8 protein-coding genes are annotated in these 18,633 nt (G+C 71.5%); 2 read left to right on the forward strand and 6 right to left on the reverse strand.

Annotated features, from left to right (window positions below; genetic code table 11):
• The 3 genes from EW117_RS04710 to EW117_RS04720 form a co-directional block, all read right to left on the reverse strand.
• Positions 1-1,350, reverse strand: a complete 1,350-nt coding sequence (locus tag EW117_RS04710; protein WP_129784189.1) for an extracellular solute-binding protein — start codon at positions 1,348-1,350, stop codon at positions 1-3.
• A 293-nt stretch (positions 1,351-1,643) separates the two neighbouring features.
• Complete coding sequence (pulA, locus tag EW117_RS04715) at positions 1,644-7,265, reverse strand: pullulanase-type alpha-1,6-glucosidase (RefSeq protein ID WP_242504084.1); 5,622 nt, start codon at positions 7,263-7,265, stop codon at positions 1,644-1,646.
• A 132-nt stretch (positions 7,266-7,397) separates the two neighbouring features.
• Positions 7,398-7,844, reverse strand: coding sequence for a GNAT family N-acetyltransferase (locus EW117_RS04720; RefSeq protein WP_129784191.1), 447 nt, complete (start codon positions 7,842-7,844; stop codon positions 7,398-7,400).
• A gap of 153 nt (positions 7,845-7,997) precedes the next feature.
• On the opposite strand from EW117_RS04720, the gene EW117_RS04725 reads away from it, so the two are divergent.
• Positions 7,998-9,473 (forward strand): MFS transporter, encoded by a 1,476-nt coding sequence (locus EW117_RS04725; protein ID WP_129784193.1) that lies wholly within the window; start codon positions 7,998-8,000, stop codon positions 9,471-9,473.
• Between the two features lie 85 nt (positions 9,474-9,558).
• Complete coding sequence (locus EW117_RS04730) at positions 9,559-11,130, forward strand: glycosyltransferase family 39 protein (protein WP_129784195.1); 1,572 nt, start codon at positions 9,559-9,561, stop codon at positions 11,128-11,130.
• 20 nt (positions 11,131-11,150) lie between these two features.
• On the opposite strand, the gene EW117_RS04735 is transcribed toward EW117_RS04730, so the two are convergent.
• The 3 genes from EW117_RS04735 to EW117_RS04745 all read right to left on the reverse strand — a co-directional run bounded on the left by EW117_RS04735 (position 11,151) and on the right by EW117_RS04745 (position 18,433).
• Entirely contained in the window at positions 11,151-14,861 is a 3,711-nt protein-coding gene (locus EW117_RS04735) for an ABC transporter ATP-binding protein (protein ID WP_129784197.1), read from the reverse strand.
• Between the two features lie 180 nt (positions 14,862-15,041).
• Positions 15,042-17,252 carry an NADP-dependent isocitrate dehydrogenase gene (locus tag EW117_RS04740; RefSeq protein WP_129784199.1) on the reverse strand — a complete coding sequence of 737 codons (2,211 nt, stop codon included), beginning with the start codon at positions 17,250-17,252 and terminating at the stop codon, positions 15,042-15,044.
• Positions 17,253-17,443: 191 nt separating this feature from the next.
• On the reverse strand, positions 17,444-18,433 hold the full coding sequence (locus EW117_RS04745) for a malate dehydrogenase (RefSeq protein ID WP_129784201.1): 990 nt from the start codon (positions 18,431-18,433) through the stop codon (positions 17,444-17,446).
• Between the last annotated feature and the right edge of the window lie 200 nt (positions 18,434-18,633).

Here is an 18,633-nt window from a genome sequence, read left to right on the forward strand (position 1 = left end):
TCAGCCCTGGGTCGTGTTCTCGTCGCCGACGATGCCGGCAACCGCCTCGTCGTAGGCGGCCGCCGCCTCCTCCGGCGTCTGCTGGCCGGTCATGACGGCCTCCATCGCCACCATGATCTCGTTGGAGACCTTCGGATAGTCCGAGGTCGCGGGCCGGAAGTTGGTCACGTCGACGAGGTCGGTGAAGAACTTCGTGGTCGGGTTCGACTTGGTGTACTCCGGGTCCTCCGCGACGTCGGTGCGCACCGCGATCTGGCTGTTCGCGACGTCGAACCACAGGGAGTTCTCCCGGTTCAGGGCCATCGAGATGAACTCGAACGCGGCGTCCGGGTTCTCGGAGCCGGCGCCCATCGCGAGGGTCCAGCCGCCGGACATGCTCACGGCGCCCGGGTCCTGGCCCTCCTGGGTGGGCATGGGCGCCGTGCCCATCTTCTCGGACCACTCGGGCCACGGCGCGGCGCCGGACTCGAGCCAGTTGCCCGCTACCCAGGAGCCGTCCAGCGCGATGCCGACCCTGCCCTCGGGCAGCCACTCGCCCTGCACGGTGTTGCCGATGTTGGTGTCGAGCGCCTGCTGCGGAGTGGGCGCGAGGCCCTCGGTGAACACGGTCTCGACGAACCCGAGTGCGTCGATGAAGCCCTGCGAGCCGAGCACCCACTTGCCGTCCTCGTAGAGCGTGTCGCCAGTGCCGTACAGCAGCATCTCGAAGCCCTGCATCACCGCCGCCTCGCCCTGGGGCTTACCGGAGTACATGTTGAACGGCACGACGTCAGGATCGGACTCCTTGATGGTCCGCGCCGCCTCCAGCAGCTCGTCCCACGACTTCGGCGCCCAGTCCTCGGGCAGGCCCGCCTTGGCGAGCACGTCCTTGTTGAACCAGAGGCCGCGGGTGTCGGTGCCCATGGAGACGCCGTAGGTCTTGCCGTCGTCGCCCGCGCCGGCCTCCTTGGCGCCGTCGACGAACTGGTCCCACTCGTCCCACTCCGCCAGGTAGTCGTCCAGCGGTTGGAGGTACCCGGCCTCGACGTCGGACTTGATCATGAACGTGTCCTCGTACATGACGTCCGGTGCGGTGCTGGGCGACCGGTTCATCAGGGCGAGCTTGGTGAAGTAGTCGTTCTGCTGCGCCTCGATGGGCACCAGCTCGACCGTGATGCCGGGGTTGGCCTCCTCGAAGGCGGGCTTGACCTTCTTGAACAGCTCGTCCGCCTGCGTGAAGTTGCCGAACTTCTGGTAGGCGACGGTGATCGTGGAGTCGTCGGCCGCGCCCCCGCCGGAGCCGCAGGCGGCGAGCGAGAGGGCGAGCGCCGCGGCCGTGACGGGTGCGACAAAGAATCGAGCGGTGCGCATGAAGCTCCCTTGCGTCGTGCGATGCCCGGCAACACCGCCGGACAAGCTGAGGCACACGATTCACCCCCGGCGGGCCGTGAGTCAAGAGACGCACCGCAACAATTGTCAGCGCTGTCACATCCGGGGACCACGCGGCCCGACGAGGAGACCGGCGGCAGGCCCGCCGCCGCCGAGTGCAGACTTGGTCACCGCCCCCTCTGCCGACTGCAGACCTGGTTGCGGGCGGGGGCACCGCAACCGCAACCAGGTCTGCACTCGGCGCTGGTGGTGGCAGCCAGGTCTGCAGTCGGCGATCAGGGCTGCGGGTTCACCAGGACCGCTACCGTCCTGGCCGGGACCGTAACCGTGCCGTTCTCCGCGTCCCACGCGGTCGCCTGCACGACGGCGTCCGCCCCGCCCTCCTGCACCGGCGACAGCGCGTAGTCGCGAGCCGCGAGCTCCGGCACCTCCACCGTGGCCGACGCCGGCGACGCGTTGAACACCACGAGCACGCCGTCCAGCTCCGGGTCGACGTCGGACGAGCCCGCGCGGTCGTCGACCGACATGGTGATCACGCCGGGGATCGACTCCGGACCCGAGCCGGGGAAGCTCACCTTCTGCTCGATCAGCTCGGCCGAGCCCAGCCGGAACAGGTCCGTCGAGTGCCGCAGCTCCAGGAGCTCCCGCGCCTGCGCGGAGGCGAACCCGATGTCGTCGGGGCCGGGCTTGAGCGCGGGGTCGGCCAGGAAGGGCTGCTGGTACGGCCACTTGTCCTCGTTGTCGGCGGCCATCGGCAGGCCGCGCCCGAACCCGTTGTCCTGGCCCGACCAGTCGATCTCGTTGAACCAGTCCCCGGAGTCGTACGAGTTGCGGTCCAGCGACTTGGAGCGCAGCAGGTCTGTGCCCGCGTGCCAGAACGACGGCGACTGCGACAGCGCGGCGGTCGCAAGCGAGACCGTGTTCATCCGGACCCGGTCCGTCATCGGGGTGTCCGCTGGGAGCTTGAGCGTCAGCAGGTCGAACAACGTCTCGTTGTCGTGGGCGTCGACGTAGGTCACGACCTCCTCAGGCGAGTCCGCGTACCCCGCGGGCGAGCCGCGGTAGTCCAGCTCGTCGCCCCTGACCTGCTCCCCCGATGAGGTGGTGACCTCGTAGGAGCGCAGGTTCCCGGCCAGCCCGAGCTTCACGAGGTCGCTCTGGTGGCCCAGGTCCGCCGCCTCGTCGGCCCCGCCGTCGTTGACCGACGCCGGGTCGCCGAGCCGCGCGTCGTTGCCGTTCGGGTCGGTGAACAGGCCCGTGCCGAAGCCCTGCGTGAACAGCGAGCCGCCGTCGACGGGCGAGCCGCCATGGACGGCGTCGCGCAGGCGGTCGCTGAACGTGCCGATACCCGTGCCGCCGAGCTGGCCCTGCGTGGCCTGCTCGAATCGGGCGTTGCCCGCGACCTCGCCGAAGTCCCAGCCCTCGCCGTACAGGTACACGCTCTTGCCGTCGACGCCGTCCTCCTCGAGCGTCAGGGCGTCCAGGGCCGCCCGGACCGCTTCCATGTTCGCGCGGGAGTGGTGGCCCATCAGGTCGAACCGGAACCCGTCCACGCGGTAGTCGCGGGCCCACGTGACCACCGAGTCCACCATCAGCTTCTGGGCCATGGCGTGCTCCGTGGCGACGTTCTGGCAGCAGGTGCTGGTCTCGACGTCACCGGAGGTCGGGTTCTGTCGGTGGTAGTAGCCCGGGACGACGCGGTCCAGCACGGACTTCGGGTCCTGGCCCGACGCCGCCGTGTGGTTGAACACCTGGTCCAGCACCACCTGCAGGCCGGCCCGGTGCAGGTTCCCGACCATCGAGCGGAACTCGGCGACCCGTTCCCCGCCCTCGGCACGGACGGCGTACGAGCCCTCCGGCGCCATGAAGTGGTACGGGTCGTAACCCCAGTTGAAGCCGTCCTGCCCCTGGATCTCGGCGACGGCTTCCTGCTGCTCCGTGCCATCCGGGGCGAACTCTGACAGGTCGCCGGTCGTGGCCTGGGCGGCGCGGTCCTCGGGGATCGTGGCGATGTCGAACGTGGGCAGCAGGTGCACGGTGGTGAGCCCGGCGTCGGCCAGCGAGCGCAGGTGCTTCATGCCGTCCGAACGGCTCGCGCCGAACGCGCCGTAGGTGCCGCGCAGCCGCTCGGGCACGGTCTCGTCGGAGATCGAGAAGTCGCGCACGTGCAGCTCGTAGATCGTCTGGTCCACGGCCCGGTCGACGATCGGCGCGGGTGTGGTGCGCCAGACCTTCGGCCGCCAGTCCGGCGCGTCCAGGTTCACCGCCACCGAGTGCGTCGAGTCGAGCGTGAGGCCCACCGAGTAGGGGTCGGTCACGACGTTGGTCTCGACCTGGCCGGTGCTCGGCACGTACACCTCGACGGCGTACCGGTAGCGCGCGCCCTGCCAGCCGCCGCGGCGGTCTCCACCCCGCTGGTCGAGACCTGTGCCGTCCCCGGGACCTCGCCCGCCGTCGAGCGTCCAGGCGCCGTCGTCCTGCCGCTTCATCGGGAAGGTGCGCGGCCCGGCGTCCGGCGACGTGCCCGCCGGCCAGGCCTGCAGCGTCACCGCACGGGCCGTCGGAGCCCACAGCGCGAACGACGCCCGCTTGCCCTGCCATGTCACGCCCAGCGGGCGGTCGGTCGCGAACAGATCGTCCAGCACGCCCGGGAGCTGCACGCCGGTGGCCGCGGTGAGCGTCTCGCCGTCGTGCCGGCTAATCCGCAGCGGTCCCCGCAGGGCCGACGTCGCCGCGGCCCGGTCCATGCCCGCGACCTCCAGGGCGAGGTAGTTCGCGAGGTGGGGGAAGTCCTCGGCGACGTCCGCGGGCATCGAACCCGGGTGCAGGGCGTACGACGTCGGATTCTCCGCCGAACCGGTCTCCAGCGTCCACGTGTCGCCCGCCCCGAAGCCGGCGGCCGGTACCAGTACCAGGCCCTCGCGCACCCAGTGCGCGGCCTGCTGGCCCTCTCCCGGTGTGCCCGGCGTGCCGACCTGCACGGCCGGCACCTTGGTCTCCGGGTCCCAGGTGAACGTCACCGGCCCGCCGCCGGTCGAGTACGGGATGTTGGCCCCGTCGCGGACGCCGTCGGCGCCGTAGTTCTCCGCCCAGGAGCCGTTCAGCGCGACCTTGAACTCGTATGACCCGGCTGGCAGCTCGAACGTGCCGGTCCAGGTGCCGTCGTCGGCGAGGGTGAGTCGTGCGGCCTCGCAGTCGGGGGTCCAGTCGCCCGCGCAGCCCATCTCGCTGTTGTGCGAGCCGGGAACAGTGACCATGTCGATGTCGGGATCGGTCGGGTCGTCGACGATCCCGCTCACGTCGACGCCCGCCGACGCGTACGAGCTGGCCGCGGCGCGACCGCCGTCGGCGTCCTGGGTCACCGTGCGGTACTCGACGAGGGTGCCCTCGGGCAGGGCGGCCCCGTCCGGTCCGACGTCATGGAACACCCGCGGCGTCGTGTCCTCGGCGGTGCCGAGGTGGTGCCACTCGTCGGTGCCGACCGCACGCCAGGCGAAGGAGGTCTCCGCCCAGGCGTCGTCGATGCCCGCCGCGACCGGGGCGACGCCGGACAGCGCGGCGCCCGGCCGCGCGCTCGCACCCGGGACCACGGTGACCGTTCCGGCCGTGTCCGCGCCGACGGTCCTGTCGGCGACCAGCACGATCGCGGAGCGTGCCGGGACGGTCAGGGTGACCGCACCGTCGGCGTCGGCCGTGAGCGTCGTGTCGGTGCCGTACAGCGGGGCGAACGTCGCGCCCGGGGTGAGCGTGTCGAGGGTGACCGTGCGCTCGGCCGCCGCGCTGTTGGCGGCGACCAGGTGCTCGACCTGCTCGTCGCGGTGCACGCGGGAGAACGCGTAGACGCCTGCGCCGTCGGCGGCGTGTCGCTCGATCTGGGCGCCCGTGGCAAGCGCTGGGTGTTCTTCCCGGAGGTCGGCAAGGGCCGCTATGTGCTCGTAGAGCGGCGCGTCCGTGCCGTACCGGTCGACGCTGCCCGCCGGCTCGCCCGTCACGAGAGGCTGGTTCGCGTACTCGTCGACCTGGGTCGCGAACAGGGTCTGCCGCGCGTCCTTGTCGCCGCCGGTACCCGCGAAACCCTGCTCGTCGCCGTAGTAGACCACCGGCTGGCCGCGAGTGAGGTACATGAGCTCGTGCGCCAGCTCGTCCCGCTCGAGCGGGTTGTCGGCGCCCGCCAGCATGTAGCCGACGCGGCCCATGTCGTGGTTTCCGAGGAACGTCGGCAGCGCCGAGGAGCTGCTGCGCGGCGTGGTGTACAGGTCGTCCGAGGCGTACAGGTCGGCGAGGCGCTGCGCGCTGTTGCCGCTCGCGTAGCTCGTGGCGGCGGACTGGAACGAGAAGTCGAGCACCGAGCTCATGTCCGTGCGCCGCACGTACGGGGAGGTCTTGGCGGCGTCGGCGTCGTACACCTCGCCGAACGTGAAGAACTCGTCCTTGCCCTGGGCGTGGGCGTACTCCTCGATCTCGGCCGACCACTCCTCCCAGAACTCGAAGTTCACGTGCTTGACCGTGTCGATGCGGAACCCGTCGATGCCGAGGTCGATCCACGCCTTGTAGATCTCCTCGAAGCCGTCCACGACCGTGGGGTGCTCGGTCATCAGGTCGTCCAGGCCACTGAAGTCGCCGTAGGTCACCGACTCGCCCGCCCACGTCGAGTTACCCCGGTTGTGGTAGAGCGTCGGGTCGTTGAGCCAGGCTGGGACCTTGATGTCCTGGTCCTGCGGGTCGATCACCGGCGTGTACGGGAAGCTCGTCGCGGCGTCGAGCTCCGGGAAGCTGCCCGTCCCGGCGTGGTCGGCCGGGTCGAACGGGGTGCCGTCGGCGTCCGTGTACGGGGCGGTGGCCTGGTCCACGTAGTCGTAGGTGCCCTCGGCGTAGTCGACGACGTCGGCCGTGTGGTTGGTGATGATGTCGAAGTAGACCTTGAGGCCGCGCGCGTGGGCCTCCTCGATCAGCGCCTCCAGCTCGGCGTTGGTGCCCAGGTGCGGGTCGATCCGCGTGAAGTCCGTGATCCAGTAGCCGTGATAGCCGGCGCTCACGTCGTCGCCCGAGCCCTGCACGGGCCGGTTCAGGAAGCTCGGGGTGAGCCAGATCGCCGTCGTGCCGAGGCCCTCGATGTAGTCGAGGTTCTCGCGCAGGCCGGCCAGGTCGCCGCCCTGGTAGAAGCCCTTGTCGGTCGGGTCGAAGCCGGTGGAGAGCCGGTCGCCGTCGAGGCCGCCCTCGTCGTTGGCGGGGTCGCCGTTGGCGAATCGGTCGGTCATCACGAAGTAAAAGCGCTCGTCGCTGCCCGGTTGGCGGACGGGCTCGCGCACCAGGGAGTCGTCCGCCTCCGAGTAGTCGCCCGCGAGGGTAAGCGGGGTCAGGGCAGTGCGGTGGGTGGCGTCGTCGTAGGTGACGCTCATGCGGGCCGGGCCTTCGAGATGGAGCGGGGCGTTGTCCTGGCCGCCGTCGCGGCCGTAGGACTCGTCCCACGAGTCGTTCAGCGCGACCTTGTACTCGTAGGTGCCCGCCGGGATCTCGAACTCCGCGACGAACGTGCCGTCGCCCTGAGCGACGAGCTCCGTCTCGGCGCACGCGGGGTCCCAGTCGGCGGCGCAGCCGAGCTCGTCCTGGAGGCTTCCGACGAGGGCGGCGGTGCGGTCCTGGGCCTCGGTCGCCGTGATGCCGGCTGCGGTAGCGGCCGTTGCGGTGGTGCCGGTCGCGGTGGTGCCGGTTGCGGTGGCGCCGTTCGCGGTGGTGCCCGTCGCGGTAGCGGACGGCGACGCGGCCGACGCCGAAGCGGCGAGCCCGAGCGACGCCACGAGAGTGACGGCGCCGAGCCCCGCGGCCGCGCGATGTCGCGCGGTACGCCCGGGAAACGTGCGGAGCTGAACCGGGCGCGGGCGCGCGGTGCGAGACATGGATGACCCCTTCGTCGTCCGGAACCCCAGTGTGGACCGAGGGCGACTGTAACGCTTGCAGAACGTTGCAGCAAGGCTTCTCGGTGACGAACCGCCGGACCGCTCGCCGGGTCAGTAGAAAGTCCGCGGGCGTCAGAGCGGGAGCTTGAAGCCCTCGTGCGACTGCTCGTAGCCCAGGGTTCGGTAGAACCGGTGGGCCTCGGGGCGTTGCTTGTCCGACGTCAGCTGGGCCAGCGTGCAGCCCTTCGCCCGGCCGCGTTCGTGCGCGTACTCCATCAGACGGCGGCCGATGCCCTGCCCGCGTAGCGCGCTGTCCACCCGTACGGCCTCGACCTGGAGGCGGGAGGCGCCGTTGCGCGAGATGCCCGGGATGAACGTGAGCTGCATGACGCCGACCACGTCGCCGGCGAGCTCCGCCACGATCAGCTCGTTGTCCGGGCTCGCGGCGACGGCCTCGAACCCCTTGATGTGCGGCTCGCCGTAGCTGCCGGTGCGGCGGGCGGCGACGGCGTCGTCGGCGATGAGTTCGACGACCCGTTCGAGGTCGTCGCGCTTCGCCTCGCGAAAGGTGAGATCCATGGACGTCAGCCTAAATTCGCCCCGACCTCTTGGTTGTGAGCGTGATCATTGCGCCCTAACCGGACGCGTAGTCGCAAGGATCGCGCCCACGGCCAATGGGTCTGGGTGGCGACTTACGATCTTGGGGTTGTCCCCTTTTCCGAGAGGCACTCCGTGACCAGCTCCCCCGCGCCGACCACCCCGGGCTCGACGCCGCGCAGCTCGTGGATCGCGCTCGCGGTGCTCATCCTCGGCGTCTCGATGGCCCTGCTCGACACGACGATCGTCAACGTCGCGCTGCCGACGATCCGGACGTCGCTCGACGCGTCCGAGGGCACGCTGTCGTGGATCATCTCGGGCTACGCGCTGGCCTACGGCCTGGCCCTCATCCCCGCCGGCCGGGTGGGTGACCGCGTGGGCCACAAGTGGGTGTTCATCGTGGGCCTGGCGGGGTTCACGCTCGCCAGCCTCTGGTGCGGGCTCGCGTCGGGCGCCGCCGAGCTGATCGTGGCCCGCGTGGTCCAGGGCCTCTGCGGCGGGATCTTTTTCCCGGCCGTGACGGCGCTGATCCAGCTGATGTTCACCGGCCGCACGCGCGGCAAGGCGTTCGCCGTGATGGGCGCGGCCATCGGATTCTCCACGGCCCTCGGGCCGATCGTCGGCGGCCTGCTGATCGAAGCGTTCGGCGAGAACGAGGGCTGGCGCTCGATCTTCTTCGTCAACCTGCCGTTCGGGGTGATCGCGGTCGCCGCAGCGATCGTGCTCCTGCCCCGGATCGTCGTGGGCGGCGCCTCGCGCGGAGTCGACGGCGTCGGGCTGCTGCTGGTCACCGTTGCGCTCGTCGCCGTGCTGGTGCCGCTCATCGAGGGCGAGGACGCCGGCTGGCCGTGGTGGACCTGGACGTCCCTCGTGGCGGGCCTGCTGCTGCTCGTCGGATTCGCGTTCTGGGAGCGCCGGGTCGTGGCCCGCGGCAACAGCCCGCTCGTCCCGCCGCACCTGTTCTCGCACCGGGCCTTCACCGGCGGCGTCATCCTCGCGCTGGTCTACTTCGCGGCGTTCACCAGCATCTTCTTCACCGTCTCGATCTTCTGGCAGACCGGGCTGGGCCACTCGGCGCTGGCCAGCGGGCTGGTGTCCGTGCCGTTCGCCATCGGGTCGATAGTGGGGGCGTCGCAGAGCGAGCGCCTGGCCCACCGCCTCGGCCGACTCGTGCTCGTGATCGGCACCGGGATGGTCGCCCTGGGCCTGGTGTCGCTGTGGCTCGTGCTCTGGCTGGTGCCGACCGGCGACCTGACCAACTGGGACCTCGCGGCGCCGCTCCTGGTCGGTGGCCTCGGCAGCGGACTGTTCATCGCACCGAACGCCCAGTTCATCGTCGCGACGGTCGACCGAGACGAGGCCGGTGCGGCGTCCGGCGTGATCGGCACCATGCAGCGCATCGGCTCGGCGGCCGGCATCGCCGTCGTCGGCTCGGTGCTCTTCGGGTCGCTGGCGTTCCCGCCCGGCCGCCCGACGCCGGAGGTGGTCGCCGACGCCTTCGCCCAGGCCGCGACCATGGCGATGGGCACCAGCGCCGCGCTGTCCGTCGTGGCGTTCCTGCTGGTCTTCGCGCTGCCGCGGCGGGTGGACAGCCGAGTGGCCACCGCCTAGCGCCGTCCGGCCGCGCCCTGCGCTCGGCCAAGACCACCCGCTTCTTTCCTGGCGCGCCTCGGACGGGCGCCGGTACGTTCCGGCCATGGCGGTCGCGTCCGCACCACCTGGCCCTGGCACCCACGGCCCCGGCGCCGAACCCGGGCCAGGCCCCGCACGCCCCCCGGACACCCTGCCCGCCGTCGCGTGGAGGCCTGTGGGCGCCGCGGTGCTGGTTCTCGGCGCTCTGCTGACCGCGGTCAGCACGCGGTACGGGTACCACCGGGACGAGCTCTACTTCCGCATGCTCGACCCGGCCTGGGGATACGTGGACCAGCCGCCCCTCACACCGTGGCTGGCGCGGACCTTCGCCGACCTGTTCGGCGACACGCTGCTGGTGATGCGGATCCCCGCGACGCTGGCGCACCTGGGCGCGATCGTCGTGATCGCTCTGGTCGCGCGTGAGCTGGGCGGACGGACTGGGGCACAGGCACTGGCCGCCTGGGGGTACGGGACCGCGGCGATCCCGCTCGCGTTCGGGCACACGTTCCTCACCGCGAGCCTGGACCTGGTCGTGTGGCCGGCGGTGCTGCTGTGCGTGATCCGTGGCGTGCGGCGGGACCCCCGCTGGTGGCTCGCCGCCGGGCTGGTCACCGGCGTCGCGTTGTACAACAAGCTGCTGGTGGTGGCGCTGCTCTGCGGGATCCTGCTGGGGCTGCTGGTCGCCTGGCCCTGGCGGGGGCTGCGTGCATCGGGCGCCGCAGTCCGGTGGCCGCTCGCGACCGCCTGGCCCTGGGCCGGCGCGCTGCTCGCGCTGCTGCTGGGCCTGCCGAACCTGCTGTACCAGGCCACGAACGGCTGGCCGCAGCTCGCGATGGGCGCCGCGCTCGGCGAGAACAACGCCGCCGACGTGCGCGCCGAGATGTGGCTGTTCCAGCTCCTCACGCTCGGGCCGCCACTGACCCTGGTCTGGGTGGCAGGCCTGGTGTGGGTGTGGCGTCGCCGGCCCACGCTGCGCTTCCTGGTGGTCGCGTATCCCGTGCTGCTCGTGTTCACCTATGCGGCCGGGTCCCAGACGTACTACGCGACCGGCCTGCTGGCGGTGCTGTTCGCCGCGGGCTGCGTTCCCGTCGCGGCCTGGGCCCGCACGGCGTGGCGGCGGGTGGTCGTCGTGCTGGTCGTGCTGCTGAACGCCGTGTCGTGCCTGGTCATCAGCCTGCCATTGGTGCCGGTCAACGAGCTCGGCGAGACCCCGGTCGCCGACATCAACTCCTCGGCGCAGGACGCCGTCGGCTGGCCGGAGTACGTCCGGCAGATCGCCGACGTGTACTCCGCGCTGCCCGCCGCCGACCAGGACCGGGCCGTGATCCTGACCCAGAACTACGGCGAAGCGGGAGCCGTGGACCGGTTCGGCGCCGACCACGGGCTGCCCCCGGTCTACTCGGGACACAATCAGCTCTGGGAGTACGGGCCGCCGCCCGGCGCCGCGACGGTCGCGGTCGTGGTGACCGAGGCCCCCGGCGCCTGGGACCACCGCTTCGCGGAGTGCGCGGTCCGGGGCGAGCTCGACAACGGCGTCGGCGTCGACAACGAGGAGCAGGGCGTGTCGATCCTGGTGTGCCGTGATCCCGCGGGTGGCTGGGCCGCCGTGTGGCCAGGCCTGCGGCACCTGGACTGACGCGCGTCAGTCCAGGTGCCTCAGCCCGCCAAGTGGCTCCACTTCGGCGCGAGGCCGGCCCACGGCCCGACGTCGGCCACCTTGCCGTCGACCAGCACGACCACGCGGTCCGCGCGGGCCAGCGCCGCACGCTTCGACGTCGCGCCGACCACCGTGGTGCCCCGCTCCCGCAGCGCCGCCCACAGCTCGATCTCGGTCGAGGCGTCCAGCGCGCTGGAGACGTCGTCGGCGAGCAGGAGCTCGGTCTCCGCGGCGAGCGCCCGGGCGAGCGCGAGGCGCTGCACCTGGCCGCCGGACAGGCGGACACCGCGGTGCCCGACGAGGGCGTGCGGACCGCCGGCCTCCTCCATGTCCTGCGCGAGCCGGGCGCCCTGCACCGGGCCGACGATGTCGCGCGCGTGGTCGAGCCGGACGTTGTCGGAGAACGTGCCGGACAGCACGCGCGGCACCTGGGCCACGTGCGCCACCTGGCCGGGGCGCAGGAACGCCTGGGCGTCGGTCACCTCGGTCCCGTTCCACCGGACGTCGCCCGTGTGCTCCATGAGCCCGGCCAGCGCGGACAGCAGCGACGACTTGCCCGACCCGACCTGCCCGAGCAGGAGCACGAGCTCGCCGCGCCGGATCTCGAGGTCGACGTCGGAGACGCCGATCGTGCCGTCGTCGTGCACAGCGGTGAGGTTGCGCAGCTCGAGGCGCTCCAGGGGCTCGCGCGGAGCCGGCTCGGGCGCGGGCGCCGAACCCGTCACCAGATCGACGTCCTGCTGCCGCGACACGAGGTCCGCACCGCCCGCGAAGCGCGCCGTGGCCACCTGCCAGGCCCTGGTGCCCGGCGCCTCGGTGACCACCGCACCCGCGACGACGCCGAACCAGGCGAAGCCCATCACGGCGCTCGCCACGAGCAGCGTGGTGGCCAGGTCCCACCTGTCGGTCAGGTAGAACGCCCAGGCCGTGACCACACCGACGTACAGGGTCACCAGGGGAACCGAGTCGAGCACCGCCTGCACCCGGTGCTCGAAGATCGCCGCCGTGACGCGGCCCGAGTCGACCTCGCCGAGGTGCCGGCGGACGTCGGGGGTGCGCGCGGCCAGCTTCACCGTGCGTGCCGAGTCGAGCGCCGACACCAGGGCGCGGCCGAACCGCGCGCGTGCCGCCGACGAGCCCGCCGCGGAGCGGCCGGCGATCGGCCTCCCGATCGCGGAGGCCAGGGCCGAGACCACCATGACCGCCAGCAGGACGGCGCCAGCGGTCCAGGTGCCGCTGATCAGCGCCGTGACGGCGACGATCAGGAGCCCGTTGGCGAAGTCGATCCAACGGTCCGCGTACCGCACGAACCGGTCGGCGTCCATGGACCGGGCCACCACCTCACCGGGCGGCGTGGCGGGCAGCCGGTACTGCCGGGTCTGCCCGTACATGACCGACATCCGGATCCGCAGCAGCACCTCGATCCACCAGCGCGGGTACACCCCCATCGCCCTTGAGACGAACAGCGGCTGCATCAGCAGGAGCGCCGCGAGCGCGACCAGCAGGCCAACGGGCAGCTCGCCCGCCCCGACCTCCTCGACCGTGCGGCCCCACAGGAATCCGGTGACCGCTCCCTGCGCCGCGACCAGGCTGGTCAGGAGGAACAGAGCTGCGCCGAACAGGCCCCACTTCGGGCGGATGAACAGGGCGTGCAGCACGCCGCGCGCGAGGCTCGGGCCGTCACCGGGCTCGGCCAGGTCGGGCGGGGTTCCCGCCCGACGTCGGCCGCCGACCGCGTCGGGCTCTGCTGTCGGGGGCTCGGCGGTGTCGGGCTCGGCGGTGTCGGGCTCGGCGGTGTCGGGCTCGGCGGTGTCGGGCGCGGTGGTGCCGTCGGCACCGTCCGGAACGGATCCGTTGTCCTGGCCGGCCTGCACGACCGGAGCCTCGACCGACTGGGCGCGTGCCTCTGCAGTGGCGTCGGTCCGGCTCGTCGCCGCGGAGTCGTCCAGCGAACCGTCGCTCGCGCCGGCCTCCAGCAGCGTACGGAACGGGCCCGGCGTGTGAGCGAGCACCGCGCGCGGCCCCTGCTGCACTACTCGGCCGTGGTCGAGTACTGCGACGAGATCGGCCCGCTCGATGGTGCCGAGCCGGTGCGCGATCAGCACGCCGGTGCGCCCGGTGAGCAGCCGGTCGGATGCGGCCACGACGCGTGCCTCGGTGAGCGGGTCCATCCGTGCGGTCGCCTCGTCGAGCACGACGAGCTGGACGTGCCGCACGAGGAGCCGGGCGAACGCGACGAGCTGCTCCTCGCCCGCCGATAGCGTGGTGCCGCCCGGGCCGAGCAATGTCTCCAGGCCGTCCGGCATGCCCTCCACCCAGTCGGTGAGCCCGAGCTCGCGGACGGCGCTCTCGATGCCGGACCGCGGGACGTCCGCGAACAGCGCGATGTTCTCCGCGAGGGTGCCGGCGATGATCTCCGTGCGCTGGGTGACCACACCCACGGCGCCGCGCAGCTTCTGCAGGTCCAGGTCGCGCACGTCTGCACCGCCGAGGAACACCGAGCCCCGCTCCGGCTCCACGGCGCGCGACAGCAGCGCGGCGAGCGTCGACTTGCCCGAGCCCGTCCGACCCACGAGCGCGATCGTGTCCCCGGCGGGCACCGTCAGATCGACACCCGTCAGGGCGAACGTGCCCTCGTCGTAGGCGAAGGTCAGGTCGCGCACCTCGAGCCCGAGCGGCCCGGCCGGGAGGTCGTCGCCGCCCTCTGGCTCGGGCTCGACCGCCAGCATCTGCCGGATGCGCAGCACCGCGCCGAGGCCCTCCTGGATGTCCGGCAGGTGGTGCACGAGGTTGTCCATCTGCCCCACGAACATCGCGGTGACCAGGAACAGCGTGACCAGCTGCTGGACCGACAGGTCGCCCCCGGAGGCCACCACCGCGCAGACGACGGCGGTCCCGGCCAGCAGGGCGTACATCACGAGGCCGGCCCGCCGCAGCAGGGTCTCCTCGATACGCACCACCGCACGGAACTTCTCGTGCACGACCGCCGAGAGCTGCGCGACCCGCCGCACGGCGAACGCCTGCCCCAGGCTGGTCCGCAGGTCGTTCCGGGCAGCGACGGCTTCCTCGAAGGCCGCGGCGTGGTCGGTCCACGCGGCCTCCTCGATCACCTTGCGGCGCGCGATCTCGCCGAGCAGGGGGCGGGTGAGCAGAGCGACGATCACGCCGAGTATCGGGAACAGGAACCAGGCCGGCCACCAGGTGACACCGGCGACTATCCACATCGGGATGGTGCCGACGACCGTGCGTCCGGCGCCCCACAGCTGCCGGCGCACCAGCGTGCCGACGGCGTGCGTGTCGTCGTCGACCCGGTCGAGCACCTCGCCGACGGCCTGCTCGGAGAGCGTCGCCAGCGGCTGCCGCAGCGCGGCGCTGAGCAGGTCGCTGCGCAGCTTGCCCTCGGCACGGTCCACGACGCTGGCCCAGACGACCTGCCCGACGCCGTCGAACAGCGCACCGCCCACCACGCACAGGGCCAGCAGCACCAGCCCGACGACCGTGGCGTCAGCCGCCAGCTGCCCGGCCGCCGCCGTGCCGAGCGCCTGGCCCACGGCGCCCGCGGTGAGGGCGAGGAGCGCGACGACTGCGGTCACACCGCGCAGCCGGCGCCAGTCGAGCCGGCGTGCCGGGTCGTCCGCCAGGTGGGTCGCAGGGCGAGGCGACGCCTCGTCAAAAGGCGTGGTCTCAGGGGTCTGCGGAGCGTCGATCATGGTTTCCTGAGGCTACGTCCAGACACTGACACTCTCCGCCTCTTTTTCCACGGAGCGACCAACCTCACGCCCGCCACCGCGAGGTAGGAGCAGGGCGAGGTAGGAGCAGGGCGCCGCTGCTGTTCTACCTCGCCCTGCTCCTACCTCGCCAGGGTTCTACCTCGTCAGGGTTCTACCTCGTCAGAGGGAGGCGAGGGCCTCGTTGAACGTCTTGCTCGGGCGCATCACCGCGGTTGCCTTGGCGGCGTCCGGGCGGTAGTAGCCGCCGATGTCGGCCGGCTTTCCCTGGACGGCCTTCAGCTCCTCCACGATCGCCTGCTCGCTCGCGGCCAGCGCCTCGGCGAGGGGCTTGAACGTGGCAGCCAGCTCGGCGTCGTCGGACTGCGTGGCCAGCTCCTGCGCCCAGTACAGGGCGAGGTAGAAGTGGGAGCCGCGGTTGTCGATGGTTCCCAGCCGACGACCCGGCGAGCGGTCCTCGTTGAGGAACGTGCCGGTGGCCCGGTCGAGCGTGTCGGCGAGGACCTGGGCCCGGGCGTTGCCCTCGGTGGTCGCAAGGTGCTCGAAGGACGCGGCCAGCGCGAAGAACTCACCGAGCGAGTCCCAGCGCAGGTAGTCCTCCTCGACGAGCTGCTGCACGTGCTTCGGCGCGGAGCCGCCGGCGCCCGTCTCGAACAGGCCGCCGCCGTTCATCAGCGGCACGATCGACAGCATCTTCGCCGACGTGCCGACCTCGAGGATCGGGAACAGGTCGGTGTTGTAGTCGCGCAGCACGTTGCCGGTCACCGAGATGGTGTCCAGCCCCTTGCGGATGCGCTCGAGCGAGTACGCCGTCGCCTCCGCCGGGTCCATCACGAGGATATCGAGGCCCTCGGTGCCGTGCTCCGGGAGGTACTGCTCGAGCTTCTTGATCAGGTTGGCGTCGTGCGCACGGCGCGAGTTCAGCCAGAACACCGCCGGGGTGGCGGAGGCGCGGGCACGGGTGACCGCCAGCTTGATCCAGTCGCGGATCGGGGCGTCCTTGGTCTGGCAGGCACGCCAGACGTCGCCCGTCCGAACCGTGTGCTCCATGACGACGTCGCCCGCGCCGTTCACGATGCGGACGGTGCCGTCCGCGGCGATCTCGAACGTCTTGTCGTGCGAGCCGTACTCCTCGGCGGCCTGCGCCATGAGGCCCACGTTCGGGACAGAGCCCATCGTGGCCGGGTCGAGGGCGCCGTTGGCGCGGCAGTCGTCGATGACGGTCTGGTAGATCCCGGCGTAGGACGAGTCGGGGATGACCGCGAGGGTGTCCGCCTCCTCGCCGTCGGGCCCCCACATGTGCCCACCGATGCGGATCATGGCGGGCATCGACGCGTCGACGATGACGTCGGACGGGACGTGCAGGTTGGTGATGCCCTTGTCGGAGTTGACCATGGCCATCTTCGGGCCGTCGGCCAGCGCGGCGTCGAACGCGGCGCGGATCTCGGCGCCGTTCGGCAGCGCGGCGAGCCCGGCGAAGATCCCGCCCAGGCCGTCGTTCGCCGACAGCCCGGCAGCGGCCAGGTCCTGCCCGTACTTCTCGAAGACCGGCTTGAAGAACGCCTTCACCACGTGGCCGAAGATGATCGGGTCCGAGACCTTCATCATCGTCGCCTTGAGGTGCACCGAGAACAGGATGCCCTCGGCCTTGGCCCGCTCGATCGACTCGGCGAGGAATGCGTCCAGCGCTGCGGCGTCGAGGAACGTGCCATCCACGACCTCGCCCGCCAGGACCGGCAGCGACTCCTTGAGGACGGTCACGGTGCCGTCGGCGGCGACGTGCTCGATGCGCAGGGTGTCGTCGGCCTCGATGACCACGGACTTCTCGTTGGAGAAGAAGTCGTCGTGGCCCATCGTCGCGACGTTCGTCTTCGACTCCGGCGTCCACGCACCCATGCGGTGCGGGTGCGCCTTCGCGTAGTTCTTGACCGACGCCGGCGCGCGGCGGTCGGAGTTGCCCTGCCGGAGCACCGGGTTCACGGCGGAGCCCATGACGCGGCCGTAGCGCTCGCGCGCGTCCTTCTCGGCGTCGGTCACGACGTTCTCCGGGTAGGCCGGCAGGTCATAGCCGAGCGACTGCAGCTCCGCGATGGCGGCCTTGAGCTGCGGCAGCGACGCCGAGACGTTCGGCAGCTTGATGATGTTCGCCGACGGGTCGTGCGCCATCTCGCCGAGCTCGGCGAGGGCGTCCGCCTGGCGCTGCTCGTCGGTGAGCCGCTCCGGGAACTGCGCGATGATGCGGCCGGCTAGCGAGATGTCGCGGGTCTCGACGTCCACACCGGCCTTCGCGGCGTATGCCGAGACGATCGGCAGGAACGAGTACGTCGCCAGGAGCGGGGCTTCGTCCGTATGGGTGTAGATGATCTTGGACATGGGTGTGGCTGACTCCCCGGGTTATTGGAATGTGCCGATCTCTCGACATCAAGATACCTGAGCCCCCGGCACTCTCCAGAATCACGAGACGCACCTCACGCCCGACGCGGTCCCTTGGCTGTGGGCGTGATCGTTGCGACTACGTGCCCGCTTTAGGCGCAACGATGACGCCCACAACCAAGGAGGGCGGGTTAGATCAGGCCCAGGGCGCGGACGGCGTCGCGCTCCTCCGAGAGCTCGGCGACGCTCGCGTCGATCCGGCCGCGCGAGAACTCGTCGATCTCCAGGCCCTCGACGATCTTCCACTCGCCGCTGCCGTCCGACGTCACGGGGAACGAGGAGACGAGCCCTTCCGGGACCCCGTACTCGCCCGACGACCACAGGCCCGACGACGTCCAGTCGCCCTCGGGCGTGCCGAGCGTCCAGTCCCGCACGTGCGCGATGGCCGCGTTCGCCGCGGACGCCGCCGACGACGCCCCGCGCGCCTGGATGATCGCCGCGCCGCGCTTGGCGACGGTCGGGATGAAGTCGTCGGTGAGCCAGGCCGTGTCCGCGGCGATCTCGGCGCCGGGGCGCCCGCCGACCTCCGCGCGGAACAGGTCCGGGTACTGCGAGGCGGAGTGGTTGCCCCAGATGGTGAGCTTCTTGATGTCGGCGACGGGGACGCCGGTCTTGGTCGCGACCTGCGAGAGCGCGCGGTTGTGGTCCAGGCGCGTCATCGCGGTGAAACGCGTGGCCGGCACGTCCGGCGCGTTCGACGCCGCGATGAGCGCGTTGGTGTTGGCGGGGTTGCCGACCACGAGCACGCGGACGTCGTCGGCGGCGCCGTCGTTGATGGCACGGCCCTGTGGGCCGAAGATGCCGCCGTTGGCCTCCAGCAGGTCGGCACGCTCCATGCCCGCGCCACGCGGGCGGGCACCCACGAGGAGGGCCACGTTGACGCCGTCGAAGGCCTTGACCGGGTCGTCGAAGATCTCGACGCCGGCCAGGGTCGGGAACGCGCAGTCGTCGAGCTCCATGGCGGTGCCCTCAGCGGCCGAGACGGCCTGCGGGATCTCGAGGAGGCGGAGCCGCACCGGCGTGTCCGCGCCGAGCATCTCGCCCGCGGCTATGCGGAAGAGGAGCGCGTACCCGATCTGGCCAGCGGCTCCGGTGACGGTGACATTCACGGGATCAGTCATGGCCCCACTCTTGCATCCACCGGCCCACCTCGCCCAGCCCTCGCGCAACATCCGCACCACACGGAAGGCCGTCGAAGACCCGACCCAGAGAATGCAGCCGCGGTCAGCACGAGTACCGTGAAGAAAATACCTGCGTGCATTCAGGTTTTGCTCAGCCGGGTAATGGCAGGATGTGCGCGACATCACGCACGCCGCCATGA

The organism is Promicromonospora panici (assembly GCF_900608595.1).
GTDB classification, from domain to species: Bacteria; Actinomycetota; Actinomycetes; order Actinomycetales; family Cellulomonadaceae; genus Promicromonospora; species Promicromonospora panici.

Bases quoted from the DNA above. Each gene is read 5' to 3' on its own strand.
- EW117_RS04745 (WP_129784201.1), bottom strand. From the start codon at position 18,433: ATGACTGATCCCGTGAATGTCACCGTCACCGGAGCCGCTGGCCAGATC.
- pulA (WP_242504084.1), bottom strand. From the start codon at position 7,265: ATGTCTCGCACCGCGCGCCCGCGCCCGGTTCAGCTCCGCACGTTTCCC.
- EW117_RS04710 (WP_129784189.1), bottom strand. From the start codon at position 1,350: ATGCGCACCGCTCGATTCTTTGTCGCACCCGTCACGGCCGCGGCGCTC.
- EW117_RS04740 (WP_129784199.1), bottom strand. From the start codon at position 17,252: ATGTCCAAGATCATCTACACCCATACGGACGAAGCCCCGCTCCTGGCG.
- EW117_RS04730 (WP_129784195.1), top strand. From the start codon at position 9,559: ATGGCGGTCGCGTCCGCACCACCTGGCCCTGGCACCCACGGCCCCGGC.
- EW117_RS04720 (WP_129784191.1), bottom strand. From the start codon at position 7,844: ATGGATCTCACCTTTCGCGAGGCGAAGCGCGACGACCTCGAACGGGTC.
- EW117_RS04735 (WP_129784197.1), bottom strand. From the start codon at position 14,861: ATGATCGACGCTCCGCAGACCCCTGAGACCACGCCTTTTGACGAGGCG.